At 42.7% G+C, this 13131-nt stretch carries 14 protein-coding genes and 2 riboswitches; of the genes, 8 read left to right on the top strand and 6 right to left on the bottom strand.

Going from position 1 to position 13131, the window contains the following annotated elements:
- The first annotated feature begins 150 nt into the window (after positions 1-150).
- Together LNN34_RS15880 and LNN34_RS15875 are read left to right on the top strand one after the other, a co-directional pair.
- Positions 151-999, top strand: coding sequence for a glucosaminidase domain-containing protein (locus tag LNN34_RS15880; RefSeq protein ID WP_044158885.1), 849 nt, complete (start codon positions 151-153; stop codon positions 997-999).
- A 106-nt stretch (positions 1000-1105) separates the two neighbouring features.
- On the top strand, positions 1106-1369 hold the full coding sequence (locus tag LNN34_RS15875) for a YiaA/YiaB family inner membrane protein (RefSeq protein ID WP_024122620.1): 264 nt from the start codon (positions 1106-1108) through the stop codon (positions 1367-1369).
- Between the two features lie 35 nt (positions 1370-1404).
- Here the strand turns inward: LNN34_RS15875 and LNN34_RS15870 are convergent, their stop codons facing one another.
- The 4 genes from LNN34_RS15870 to cudC all read right to left on the bottom strand — a co-directional run bounded on the left by LNN34_RS15870 (position 1405) and on the right by cudC (position 5092).
- Positions 1405-2742 carry a TrkH family potassium uptake protein gene (locus tag LNN34_RS15870; RefSeq protein ID WP_229043796.1) on the bottom strand — a complete coding sequence of 446 codons (1338 nt, stop codon included), beginning with the start codon at positions 2740-2742 and terminating at the stop codon, positions 1405-1407.
- Positions 2743-2748: 6 nt separating this feature from the next.
- The gene (locus LNN34_RS15865; RefSeq protein WP_024122619.1) at positions 2749-3417 is read right to left on the bottom strand and encodes a potassium channel family protein; all 669 of its coding nucleotides are present in this window, start codon (positions 3415-3417) and stop codon (positions 2749-2751) included.
- A 71-nt stretch (positions 3418-3488) separates the two neighbouring features.
- Positions 3489-3638: riboswitch (cyclic di-AMP (ydaO/yuaA leader) on the bottom strand.
- 158 nt (positions 3639-3796) lie between these two features.
- Positions 3797-4342 (bottom strand): biofilm surface layer hydrophobin BslA, encoded by a 546-nt coding sequence (bslA, locus tag LNN34_RS15860; RefSeq protein ID WP_229043793.1) that lies wholly within the window; start codon positions 4340-4342, stop codon positions 3797-3799.
- Positions 4343-4549: 207 nt separating this feature from the next.
- Entirely contained in the window at positions 4550-5092 is a 543-nt protein-coding gene (cudC, locus tag LNN34_RS15855) for a choline uptake/conversion transcriptional regulator CudC (protein ID WP_059334714.1), read from the bottom strand.
- Between the two features lie 200 nt (positions 5093-5292).
- On the opposite strand from cudC, the gene betB reads away from it, so the two are divergent.
- From betB to LNN34_RS15840, 3 genes are all read left to right on the top strand, one after another.
- Positions 5293-6765, top strand: a complete 1473-nt coding sequence (gene betB, locus LNN34_RS15850) for a betaine-aldehyde dehydrogenase (protein ID WP_229043792.1) — start codon at positions 5293-5295, stop codon at positions 6763-6765.
- A gap of 16 nt (positions 6766-6781) precedes the next feature.
- Positions 6782-7990: a choline dehydrogenase gene (gene gbsB, locus LNN34_RS15845; protein ID WP_229043920.1), complete on the top strand. Its 1209-nt coding sequence runs from the start codon at positions 6782-6784 to the stop codon at positions 7988-7990.
- A gap of 89 nt (positions 7991-8079) precedes the next feature.
- Positions 8080-8658 carry an MOSC domain-containing protein gene (locus LNN34_RS15840; protein WP_010331619.1) on the top strand — a complete coding sequence of 193 codons (579 nt, stop codon included), beginning with the start codon at positions 8080-8082 and terminating at the stop codon, positions 8656-8658.
- Between the two features lie 5 nt (positions 8659-8663).
- Here the strand turns inward: LNN34_RS15840 and LNN34_RS15835 are convergent, their stop codons facing one another.
- Positions 8664-9152, bottom strand: coding sequence for a DinB family protein (locus tag LNN34_RS15835; protein WP_044158879.1), 489 nt, complete (start codon positions 9150-9152; stop codon positions 8664-8666).
- Between the two features lie 167 nt (positions 9153-9319).
- Between LNN34_RS15835 and LNN34_RS15830 the strand changes: the two genes are divergently transcribed.
- From LNN34_RS15830 to LNN34_RS15820, 3 genes are read left to right on the top strand one after another with little or no spacing between them, the layout of a single operon-like run.
- Entirely contained in the window at positions 9320-9844 is a 525-nt protein-coding gene (locus LNN34_RS15830) for an NfeD family protein (RefSeq protein ID WP_199398220.1), read from the top strand.
- Between the two features lie 18 nt (positions 9845-9862).
- Positions 9863-11392: a flotillin lipid rafts scaffold protein FloT gene (gene floT / locus LNN34_RS15825; RefSeq protein ID WP_059292679.1), complete on the top strand. Its 1530-nt coding sequence runs from the start codon at positions 9863-9865 to the stop codon at positions 11390-11392.
- A gap of 26 nt (positions 11393-11418) precedes the next feature.
- A complete protein-coding gene (locus tag LNN34_RS15820; RefSeq protein ID WP_229043791.1) occupies positions 11419-11985 on the top strand; it encodes a GNAT family N-acetyltransferase in 567 nt (188 codons plus the stop codon).
- Here LNN34_RS15820 and thiT read toward each other — a convergent pair.
- Complete coding sequence (thiT, locus tag LNN34_RS15815) at positions 11982-12560, bottom strand: energy-coupled thiamine transporter ThiT (RefSeq protein WP_044158874.1); 579 nt, start codon at positions 12558-12560, stop codon at positions 11982-11984. The two genes, LNN34_RS15820 and thiT, sit on opposite strands and share 4 nt — an antisense overlap.
- 99 nt (positions 12561-12659) lie before the next feature.
- A riboswitch (TPP riboswitch) is annotated at positions 12660-12761 on the bottom strand.
- Positions 12762-13131 lie beyond the last annotated feature (370 nt).

The raw sequence follows: 13131 nt of genomic DNA, 5'->3' as shown, positions 1-13131 counted from the left end.
TCACTGCCTTTCCCTTGAGGGGAAAGGTTTTTTGTGTGTTCTCTCTCAAACTTTATCCCTAAAGAATTGAAAAATATTAGAAGTACAAGTAAAATTCTTAAAGGTAGATTCTTTTACACTCGTAATCTTTTAAATCGAAGGAAGGTTTTCATGGCCCGTAAAAAACTGAAAAAACGTAGACTCTTCATCTCTCTATTTTTCGTTGTATCGATTCCACTAGCCTTGTTTGTTTTAGCGACAACTCTTTCAAAGCCAATTGAAACATCCAAAGAACCTGAAGAAATTGATGAACAGCAAGTATTTATTGACAGCCTTTCCGGACATGCTCAAATTTTATATGAAAAATATCATGTCCTTCCCAGCATAACGATAGCTCAGGCCATACTCGAATCTGACTGGGGAAACAGCGAGCTTGCCTCTAAAGCCAACAACCTGTTTGGCGTAAAAGGAAATTATAAAGGACATCACGTCACCATGGATACCGATGAATTTGAAAAAGGGGAAAGAAAAACGATTCGCGCGAAATTCCGCAAATACAGCACGTTTTTTGAATCAATGGATGATCACGCCAAATTATTTGTCCAAGGCACATCGTGGAATAAAAAGAAGTATAAGCCGGTGCTTGAAGCTGAGGATTATAAAGAAGCAGCAGGCGCTCTTCAAACATCAGGCTATGCCACAGACCCGGACTATGCTGACAAAATCAGCGCCATTGTGGAAAAGTACGATTTAGATGAATACGATGAGATGAATCCATCTCTGAAATCTGTGGATTTAAAAGGCTCCATCAAAGACAGCGCCGTTCAAGATGTATGGTCTAAGCCTTCTACTGATGATCAATCCATTAAGCTGACCTCTGCGCAATCTTATGTTGGCAAGGATATAAAGGTTGTATCTAAAAAACAGAAAGGCCAGTCCGTATGGTACCAATTCCAAGTCAATAATAAACTGGTCGGCTGGATTGATGACTCAGCTGTTGAAATAAAGGAAGCAACCTGAGCCGTTTTTTCTGGTATTTTTATTTTTTTGTTCCATTCAGGGGAATTTGAGGTATAATATTCCACGGAAGTTATCACTTAATAACTATGCTTCAGGAGGAACAAAGGTGCAGAAATATAGACGGAGAAACACGGTTGCTTTTACTGTATTAGCTTATTTCACTTTTTTTGCGGGAGTATTTTTGTTTTGTATCGGACTCTATAACGCTGATAATCTCGAACTCAATGAAAAAGGCTACTACATTGCAGTGATGATCCTTGTAGCGGTTGGCGCGATCCTTACACAAAAAGTGACGCGTGATAATGCAGAAGATAATGATATCATCGCGGAGCAGGAAAAAAGACAAAGTCAATCTCATATTGAATCATAAAAAATCCGGCATGTAATATGCCGGATTTTTTTACATCACCCAGTAAACACCTCGCCGTCAGGGTAACGAATATTTGATTTTTCTGTTTTAGCAAATGAAAAAACAAACGTCAATGGACCGATTCTTCCGATGAACATAATCGCGATAATGATACATTTCCCCGCTGTTGTCAGTTCGGGAGTCAGCCCCATTGTCAGTCCGACCGTTCCGAAAGCGGAAAAGGTTTCAAAAACAACCTGTATAAACGGCGCTTGTTCTGTAATGGTCAAGGCGAAAATTCCTATAAAGACGATGAACAAACTGATAACACTGACTGCTAAGGCCTTAATAATGATCGGATATTTTATGGTCCGGCGAAAAATAACAGTTTCTTTATGCCCTTTTAAATAAGCGATGACAGACATTAAAATCACGATGAAAGTAGTCAGCTTAATACCGCTCGCCGTTGAAGCACTGCCCGCTCCGATAAACATCAGCAGCAGGACAAATACAATGGTGCCTTCTCTCATGCTCCCAAAATCCACAGAGTTGAAGCCCGCGGTTCTCGGCGTCACTGCCTGAAAATACGAAGCCCACAGTTTATCTGGCAAATGCAGGGAACCAAGCGTGCCGGGGTTGCTGTACTCTAAAATAAAGATAATCAGCGTAGCAGCAATATTCAAAATGAACGTTCCCGCAAGCATCAGTTTCGTATGTAATGAAAAGGCTTTGAAACGCCGATTTTTCAGGATGTCAAAAAGCACCGTAAACCCGATGCCCCCTGTGATAAATAAGAACGTAATGACAAGGTTGACTGCAGGATCACCAACGTAGCTCATTAAATTATCCGGCCATAAAGAAAAACCAGCATTGTTAAAAGCCGATATTGCATGAAACACACTGGCAAACAATCCGGATGCCCAGCCATACTGTGGCACAAGCCGGATGGATAAGATCAGGGCGGCGATCAATTCGATACTGATTGAAAATAGAAACAGGACTTTGACAAGGCCTATCACGCCGCCAATTGTCGGCTGGTTTAAGGCTTCCCGGACCAGCATTCGTTCTTTCAATCCGATTTTTTTTCCTAAAATTATGACGATCAGAACAGCAAATGTCATAAAGCCAAGCCCGCCGACTTGAATCAGACCCATGATGACAGTTTGCCCGAACACCGTAAATTCTGTCCCAGTGTCAACAACTGCAAGCCCGGTAACAGTTGTAGCAGAAGCCGCTGTAAAAAGGGCATCTATCCATGACAACGGCTTCGCAGCAGAAATCGGGAGCTTTAACAAAAGAGAGCCAATAATAATAGTTAGAAAAAAACCAATCGCAAGCACTTGCGGGGGAGAAAAACGAACCCACTTGATTACAGTTTCCTTATGAAGTCCCACCTTTGTCTACATCCCTTCGTTTTCGAAGCGTTTAATATCCTTTTTGTGACCCATCATCACCAGGCAGTCTTGTTCGTAAATCACCTCTTCCGGTGCAGGAGAAAGGCGAACATCTCCATTATGTTTAATTGCCAGGATGGTACATCCGTACTTTGCTCTCACATTCAGATCATGAATGGATTTGGAATTCAGTTTTCGTGTTGCCAGCAGCTCAACAATACTGTAATCATCAGATAAGTCGATATAATTCAAGACATTTTCATCAGAGAGACTTTGTGCGATTTTGACGCCCATATCCTTTTCCGGATGAATAATGCGGTCGGCGCCGATTTTTTCCAGCACCTTATGGTGATAATAATTTTGAGCTTTCACCCAAATATTTGGAATGTGAAGCTCTTTCAATAGCAAAGTGGTCAGTGTGCTCGCTTGAATATTCGCCCCTATAGCCACGACGACATATTCAAAATTACGAATTCCCAGTGAAAGCAATTCGTTTTCTTCAGTGGCATTGGCAATGACCGCATGGGTTGCGTAGGAAGCGAAGGCATTGACCTTTTCTTCGTTAATATCAATGGCAAGGACCTCATGGCCCATTCTGTGCAGCTCTTTGCAAATGCTTCCGCCGAACCGTCCAAGCCCGATTACTGCAAATTGCTTGTTTTTTATTCTTCCCAATGTTCAAGACTCCCTTAATAAAATTAGCGTTTTGAAGTAAAAAAGACCATTACAAAGAATGGTCAAAATAGACCCCCTCTCTGTATACGCCTACGAGGTTAGCTGTCGGATTAGGGATTCAGAGTACCCCTTCTTACTAAGTAAGATTCACCCCAAGGCCGTCTTGTGAAACAGCCAATCATTGGTTTCCCCGTTCGTGTTTGATTAAGCGGTAAAAGAGACTTTATGAAATTGAACACTCAAGAATTTACTCCTGTTTCTAGTGTTTGTCAATTTAAATTTAATACAAGTGAAAAGGCAACTGGAAATAGAGGGAAAAGGGAGAGGAAAAGGAGTCAAAATACGTCAAAAAGACCGGCGTTAAGCCGGCCCTCTGTGATTAATTACAGTTGCATGGCTGAGTCGGAGGTGTGCTGCGCTTAGCCACTTCGATGCTGGCTTCCGCGTAAAATTTATTTCCGATGCTCAGTGATTTGTTCTCTGCACGGAAAGTATATGTACCAGCGGCAGGAAGCGTTTTGTTATTCAGTTTTAACTTGAATTCACCAGCGCCTAATAAATCAAGAGCCAGAGGTACTCTTACTGTTTTACCATTATTGAGGATCTGTGTTTCACGCAATGCATTTCCGTTCATCGTATCTTTTGTATTTGCTGTAAATCCGCTTGGCAATGTGAATTCCATCACGCCAAGGCTGAGAAGCGTGTTTGGACGGTATGTCAATTCGATATCAGAGAAAGACCATTCTGTTTTGCTCGCTCCTTTAATTGTTGCAAACAATGAAGCTGTTGATTGGGCTTTCATCGTAGACTCAGTATGAGCAGAAGATGACTTAGATTCAGCTGCAAAAGAAGCTGAAGGCGCAGAAACGAGTAAACCGAGACTTAATGCACTAATTGCCAAAGAAGATAATAACTTGCGTTTCATAATAAAAATTCCCCCTAATAAGTGATAAAGATTAAAGGCCTGCCTCTGCTTTCCACCTCCTCTTAAAGGCCAAATACAAATTTTACCTACATAAAATTACCATCAAATAAAATGGAAGTAAATGGGGTGTTTTTCCCGTATTTTTCAAATTCGCAGTAAATATAGCGGAAAAACAAAAAAACGTCCGGTTTTCCAGACGTTTTTCGATTATTTTGTTTCAATTGGTATAAATTTAAAGATCTCTCCGCTCTGCACCGATTCAGCGAGACGTTTCAGCCAATCGTAGTAGGCTTTAGAACTTTCCAGCTGCTCGTATAAACGCTGCGCTTCATTTTTCATTTCCTCATTGAGTTCTTCCTTATGCAAGACCTCTTGTAAATCAGCCTGAGCCTCCTCTATTGCTGATACATTCACCTGAACTTCCCGTTCCCATTTTGGCGGAAAGAAATTTGTGAAAAATTTAAAGAAATCTTTTTCGGCTACAAATGTGTGCTTGCGGATGCCACGGTGAAATGTCTTTTTCACGACATTTAAATCCTGAAGCTTTTTGACACCTGTGCTCATGCTGGGCTTGCTCATTTGCAGTTCCTCCCGCATTTCGTCAAGTGTCATCTCGTCCCGCATGTACATCGTTCCATATAATATCCCGACACTTCGGGTAATTCCGTAAAGATCCATTGTTTCAGCAATGGAGTCAATAACAAGATCCCGTGCCTGTTCTATAGCTGCAAATTCTGGATTTTCATCCATACTGACCCTCTTTTCCTTTAGAAAATTAAATTTGTTAAGTCATTTCTTTATGTTCTTTATCTTAACGAAACCTAGAGAAAAGTCAAAACGAAAAATCATAATTAGGGCTTTGACAGTTTAAAAACCTTATGTTAGATTAAGGTTGTTAAAAACATTAAATTTTTATTTAACAAACTTTATTTTCGTCAAGGAGGGCTTAGATGAGTCAAACATTATACATTGACGGTGAATGGATCAGTGCCGAAAAAGGGCAGGTCCGCAGTATTATTAATCCATTTAATCAAGAAGAAATTGCAACAGTTAGCGAGGGCGGGCGTGAGGATGCCGTTAAAGCAATCGCTGCTGCACGAAGAGCTTTTGACGCAGGAGAGTGGCCTTCTCTTTCAGGACTTGAACGCGGAAAAACAGTTCTGAAAATTGCGGAATTAATCAGACGCGATCTAGACGAGCTGGCTGAGCTCGAATCCCTTGATACAGGAAAAACGCTTGAGGAAAGCAAAGCCGATATGGACGATATCGCCAATGTTTTTCAGTATTATGCTGGTCTGGCAGATAAAGATGGAGGAGAAATCATCTCATCTCCAATCCCTGATTCGGAAAGCAAAATCATCAGGGAGCCAATTGGCGTATGCGGACAAATCACGCCGTGGAATTATCCGCTTCTGCAAGCAAGCTGGAAAATCGCCCCGGCTTTAGCGGCAGGCAATACAATTGTCATGAAGCCGAGTGAGATCACACCGCTGACGACAATCAAAGTCTTTAAGCTGATGGAGGAAGCCGGAGTTCCAAAAGGTGTCGCAAACCTTGTGTTGGGACCGGGCGCCACAGTGGGTGACGAGCTTGCTGTTAACAAAGATGTTGACTTAATTTCGTTTACAGGCGGAATTGAAACAGGCAAAAAAATCATGCGGGCGGCAAGCGGCAACGTTAAAAAAATTGCGCTTGAGCTTGGAGGGAAAAATCCAAATATCGTCTTTAAAGATGCAGACCTGGAAGTCGCGGTTGATCAGGCGCTAAACGCCGTATTTTTCCACGCCGGCCAAGTATGCTCCGCCGGGTCCCGATTGCTTGTAGAAGAAGATATTCATGATCGATTTTTAGCAGAGCTTGTCAAGCGGGCGAAACGCATTAAACTCGGAAACGGTTTTCACGAAGAGACAGAAAGCGGTCCGCTTATCTCCGCGGAGCATAGAGAAAAGGTTGAAAAATATGTAGAGATCGGACTGGAAGAAGGGGCAAAACTGGAGACTGGCGGCAAACGTCCGGAAGATCCAGCACTTCAAAACGGTTTTTTCTATGAACCTACCATTTTTTCAAACTGTAAATCTGACATGAGAATTGTTCAGGAAGAAGTATTTGGGCCAGTATTAACTGTCGAAACATTCAGTTCTGAAGAAGAAGTAATTTCACTGGCGAATGATACGATTTACGGATTGGCCGGAGCTGTATGGTCGAAAGATATTGAAAAGTGTGAACGTGTAGCAGCCCGTTTGAGAATGGGAACCGTTTGGATTAACGATTTCCATCCGTACTTTGCGCAGGCGCCATGGGGCGGCTATAAGCAATCCGGATTCGGACGGGAACTTGGAAAAATAGGGCTTGAAGAGTACACAGAAGTCAAACATGTCTATCGCAACACAAAACCGGCAGCGGTTAATTGGTTCAATTCATAAGAGGGGGAGATTGATGATGACATTAAATATGAAAGTAGAAAGCATGCATAAATTTCACACATTTGAAATTCCGACTGTGATTAAGCACGGAATTGGCGCTATCAACCACGTAGGAAAAGAAGTAGCTGGACTGGGTGTTTCAAAAGCATTGCTTGTTACAGACCCTGGAATTTATAAAGCCGGCGTCGCAGATCCTGTCATCGAGTCATTAAAAGGGGCAGGCATTGAAGTGGTGCTCTTTAATAAAGTTGAGCCAAACCCTCCTGTACGGCTTGTAAATGAAGGTTCTGAGCTTTACAAAAAAGAGAACTGCAACGGCTTGGTGGCAGTCGGAGGCGGAAGCTCCATGGATACAGCGAAGGCCATCGGGGTAGAAGCGACTCACGAGGGAAGCGTACTTGATTATGAAGCAGCCGAAGGAAAGAAACCGCTGGAGAACCGCATTCCTCCGCTTACGACAATTCCGACAACGGCTGGAACAGGCTCAGAGGTGACGCAATGGGCGGTTATTACAGATGAAGAAAGAGAATTCAAATTTAACACAGGCGGTCCGTTGATTGCCGCGCATTTGACTGTGATTGCCCCAGAGCTTCACGTCTCAATGCCGCCGCACGTAACAGCAATGACGGGGATTGATGCTCTCGCTCACGCCATTGAGTGCTACACAATGAAATTTGCGCAGCCGATTACAGACGCAGTGGCGTTGATGGCGATTGAATATGCCGCTCACTACATTAAGAGAGCATTTGCTGACGGAGAAGATCTCGAAGCCAGATACGGAATGGCGCAAGCTGCTATGCTTGCCGGTCTTTCTTACGGCAGTGAATCAGCGGGTGCTGCTCACGCCATGAGCCAAACACTCGGCGGTATCATCCCGGTTGCTCACGGTCAATGTGTAGCGGCAATGATGGGCCCTGTTATGGAATACAACTGGAAGGGCTATCCGGAGAAATTTGCCCGTATCGCAAAAGCGTTCGGCATTGATACAAGCAATATGACAACAGAAGAAGCTGCAAAAGCATCTGTCAACTGGATGTACGATCTTGTGAAAGAGTTAGAAGTACCGACTTTAGAAGAACAAGGGGTATCGCCGGACATGATCGAGCGCTTGTCAAAAGAAGCAATGAAAGATCCGCAAACCTTCGGAAATCCTAGAGATTTAAATGAGAAAGCATATAACTGGATCTACAAACGCTGCTTTAATCTTACGCCAAAAACTGTATAATGCGATGATCCCGCTCCTTTACAGAGCGGGATTTTTTTGGATAATTGAACATAAGTGACAATCCTAGAGATGAAGGACGGTGCAAGCTTATGTGGAAACGCATGACCGCAAAAACGGAAGGCTTATATGTTGCAGATACAGAAAGCTTTGTAACAAAACAAATGGACAAGCTCGATTTTGATTATGGCGGCATTCCCGGCGACTTGCATTTCGGCCTGACAAAAAAAGCTGGGGCCCGAGAGCCAATGTTTTCAAGAGGAACAGAAATTTTTAACCGCAGACAAATTTCAATTGTTTCAACAGAAGAATGTGACGAAATTGCTTTGAAAATGGGAGTCCCGAGTATTTTTCCCGAATGGCTCGGTGCAAATGTTGCAATCAGCGGTATACCTGATTTCACAACATTAAAAGAAGGAAGCCGGCTTATATTTCCGAGCGGCGCCGCTTTACTGTGTGAGGGAGAAAATGATCCGTGTATCCAGCCGGGTGAAGTCATCCAGTCTTATTATCCGGACAAGCCAAAGCTTGCACCGGCTTTTGTCCGCCATGCGTTGGGGATAAGGGGCATTGTATGTATTGTCGAGAGACCCGGTGCCGTGTATGCGGGTGATGAAATAATCGTTCATTCATACCAGCGGAACATCAAACAAAAAGCAGAAAGAGTCTGAATAAATCAGACTCTTTCTATTTTCTCTTTAATTTCTTTAATCTGGCTGAGGTGGCGTTTTTCATGATGGCCGATAAAATCGATCCATTGTCTGACGGTCAGCTCTTGAAACACGGGATGCGGCAATACTCTCTCAAAATCTTCTTCTTTAAGAGAGGCAATAACAGCTGTCAGCTGCTCCCTTACAACATCAAGCTCCCGTTTCATTTGGCTGCCTGAAATAAAATCATGATCCGGTTCAAGATGGGCCGGCGCTTTTCGTTTATTGCTTCTATCCTGTGCGGCCGTAAGCGGTTTTTCCTCAATCTCCTTAACAGGCGCTTCCTTTACTCGTTCTTTCAGCATATTTTGGGCGGTCATATCAATTTTCTTCAAATGATCAAGAACTTCCCGTATACTCCATTCATCAGAAGAAGGCTTCTGATTCAGCTTTTCATCGGAAAGTCCTTTTACTTCATTCCATGTTTCTAATCTGGCTTCATTAAAGATACTCATCATATCTCCTCCTGAAAAAACATTACCATATATAAAAGCATTTATCATTTATAAAGTACTTTGCGGGGAGCATTTATCGAAAAATTTCGAAACCTTTTCCTCTGTATCTCGTATAAAAGGTAACGACGGCCGTCGGTTAAAGTAGCAGCTTAGAAAGGATGAGAAAATTGGAGTTATACGGTATTCCTGTCCAAACGATTTACCTTTACACCCTTATCATAGCCGGAAGCCTCACGCTGCTATTTTTATTTTTCGGAGATGTGTTTGAAGGGCTGTCCGAAGCTATTCCGTTTTTAAACCCGACATTGGTGCTCTCATTTTTCACATTTTTCTCCGCATTAGGATATATAGGCGAAACAGTTTTCCCCCTCTCCAGCCTGATTATTGCTCTATTATCCTGTCTTCTTTCAGTGCTGCTGGTGATATTGCTCCATTTATTTGTGCTTGTCCCTTTATCATCGGCAGAAGAATCATTGACTTATCGGGAAGGTGATCTTAGAGGTAGACTCGGAAAAGTCATAACCGCTGTTCCGGTTGATGGATTTGGAGAAGTACTGATTGAAGGGATAGGCGGTACGATTTCAAAATCAGCGATCAGCTTTGAAAATGAACAGATCAGTTACGGAACAGTCGTCTTAGTTGTTGATGTCAAAAACGGAGTTCTTTCAGTCACTCCGCATGAATCTTTATAAAACAAGGAGGAATGTCATATGACAATGCCGATTATCATCGTCATCGCAGTTGTATTCTTTTTACTCATTGCACTTATAGCGGTATTTATTACAAAATATCGTACGGCAGGGCCTGATGAAGCGTTAATTGTTACAGGAAGTTATCTTGGAAATAAAAATGTTCACGTTGATGAGGGAGGCAACCGCCTGAAGATTGTTCGCGGAGGAGGAACCTTTGTTCTTCCGGTTTTTCAGCAGGCTGAGCCGCTAAGTCTGTTATCAAGCAAACTCGATGTATCGACACCTGAAGTGTATACCGAGCAAGGTGTGCCTGTAATGGCAGACGGAACTGCAATTATTAAAATCGGCGGCTCTATTGGAGAAATCGCCACAGCAGCCGAACAATTTTTAGGAAAGTCAAAAGAAGACCGTGAGCAGGAGGCACGTGAGGTACTGGAAGGCCACCTCCGTTCCATTCTCGGGTCTATGACAGTAGAAGAAATTTATAAAAACCGCGAAAAATTCTCTCAAGAAGTGCAGCGTGTCGCTTCACAGGATCTTGCGAAGATGGGTCTTGTGATTGTCTCCTTTACCATTAAAGATGTCCGTGATAAAAACGGCTATCTTGAATCACTAGGTAAACCGAGAATTGCGCAGGTAAAACGTGATGCTGACATTGCAACCGCAGAAGCCGATAAAGAAACAAGAATTAAGAGGGCGGAAGCCGATAAAGAAGCCAAAAAATCAGAGCTTGAACGAGCGACGGAAATTGCCGAAGCTGAAAAAATCAATCAGCTTAAAATGGCTGAATACCGGCGAGATCAAGATACAGCAAAAGCCAACGCTGACCAGGCATACGATTTGGAAACAGCCAAAGCACGCCAGCAGGTGACTGAACAGGAAATGCAGGTCAAGATTATAGAACGCCAAAAACAAATTGAATTAGAAGAAAAAGAAATTCTCCGCCGTGAACGCCAGTATGACTCTGAAGTGAAGAAAAAAGCCGATGCAGACCGCTATTCAGTTGAGCAATCTGCCGCTGCTGAAAAAGCCAAACAGCTCGCCCAAGCCGATGCCAAGAAATACAGCATAGAAGCAATGGCGAAGGCTGAAGCTGAAAGGGTCAGAATTGACGGCCTTGCAAAAGCAGAAGCTGAAAAAGCAAAAGGTGAGACAGAGGCTGAGGTTATTCGCTTAAAAGGTCTTGCGGAAGCGGAAGCGAAAGAAAAAATTGCCGCTGCCTTTGAGCAGTACGGTCAGGCTGCGATTTTTGATATGATTGTCAAAATGCTTCCGGAATACGCGAAACAGGTATCAGCACCGCTTTCAAATATTGATAAGATCACTGTCGTTGATACAGGAGGAAACGGTGATTCAAGCGGCGCCAACAAAGTCACAAGCTATGCGACAAACTTAATGTCCAGCCTGCAAGAAAGCTTAAAAGCGTCTTCGGGAATCGACGTAAAAGAAATGATTGAGAACTTTTCAGGAAAAGGCAACATCAAACAGAGCATCAACGAACTGACAAATGAATTAAAAGAAACAAAACCTGTTCAAAAATCTGAATAACCATTGCGGAAAGGATTAGAGAATGAATGGTGACTATAAGAGAAGCACGTCTAGATGATATAAAGGCCATCGCAAAAGTGCATGTTGACAGCTGGGTGACAACTTACAGCGGCATTGTCTCCGCTGAATACTTAAATGGTTTGAACTACAAGGATTTTGAAGCCAAATGGAAAAGCCGTTCATTAAAGGGGGTCTTTGTAGCAGAAGATGAAGAAGGTTCAGTATTCGGCTTTGCATCTTTTGGTCCAATTCGTTCAGAGCAGAGCGGCTATGACGGAGAGTTGTATGCCATTTACCTTTTAGAAGAAAAGCAGCGGCAAGGTGCAGGCAGAGCGCTTTTGACAAAGGGAACAGATTTTTTGCTTGATCAAGGCTTTACGAGCATGTTTGTTTGGGTCGTAGAGGAGAATCCTTCGATTACATTTTATCAGTCGTTTTCACCTGAAAGAGCAGCCGAGGATAGTTTTGAAATCGCAGGAGAAAGCATGAAAGAAATAGGATTCGGCTGGCCGGATCTCGCTTCATTAAAAAACTGCTTAACGGAAGATAAAAACCCCCCCAGCGGAACGGCCGCTGGGGGGGGGTTAGATTAAGCTTTTTCAGTTTTCAGCAAGCGCGGAGCTGTCATGAACAATAAACAAAGGACAATCGCACAGATGATGAATGACGGAACCATATAAGTAGCATTATAAGTTAACGAGTAAATCCATACCGGTGTTCCTTTTGGTGCAAAGCTGCCGAAAAATACAGCCCCTGAAATCACGTGTGCAGCATAACGCAGAAAACTGCCGATAAAAACTGCGCAAATAATTGATACGATCAATTTCCCTTTTGCTTTTGATAAGGCGGATTTGCGGACAGCGGAAGCGAAAAAGCCGCTTATGCCGACAGCGGCGAACGCTGCAATGTAATCAAGCAACAGCTGTACAGGGTGCTGAAGAAATAGATTTCCGATCGCAATTTGAACGAGACCTGTCAATAGACCGGTGGTAAGCCCCGCTTTAACTCCCCAGCGAAAAGAAATCAAAAAAATCGGAATCATCATGATGGATACCGACCCTCCTTGAGGCATACGGAGGAACATTCCGGAAACGATGTCTAAAATGACAGCAGCAGCAGTCATGATTGCAATTTCAATAAGACGTACCAGTTGTCTTGATTGAGCCATAAAAATCCCCTTCCATCGATAGACAATCCAAAAGGACACAAAAAAGCAGCACGCGGAAGGATGAGGAAAGTTCCACGCACTGCTTTACAATCTGCAATTCATTTGACTTTGCCACATCCCTACGCCAGCGTTAACTAACAGGTTCAAAGGGTCAGAACGAAACCGCTCACTCTCAGCTTTTATGCTCCCCTTGTGGTCATCGGATATTTAGTTCGTTTCTACTATACAAGAAAAAGGTTAAAACAACAAGACGACATTGACTGTGGTAAATGTTCTTTATTAGATAAATGTTTTATAAAGCATTATAAGTTAGATAGAATAAAGAAAGATTACAGCTTTATTGTTTTATAGATTTTTTTAAAAAAACTATTGCAATAAATAATTGTAGGTGTTATATTATTAAACGTCGCTGATGAACAGCAGACAAAACAAGAAGCTTTAAACAACTTTTAAAAAAGTTGTTGACAATTAATAAGCTGAGTGTTATATTAGTAAAGCTGCTTCATTGAGAGCAGTGATGATCTTTGAAAACTAAACAAGACAAAACGTACCTGTTAATTCAAGTTTTATT

Origin of the sequence: Bacillus sp. AF23, assembly GCF_020861455.1 — a bacterium.
Lineage (GTDB): Bacteria > Bacillota > Bacilli > Bacillales > Bacillaceae > Bacillus > Bacillus halotolerans.
This window is presented reverse-complemented; position numbering and strand designations above follow the sequence as displayed.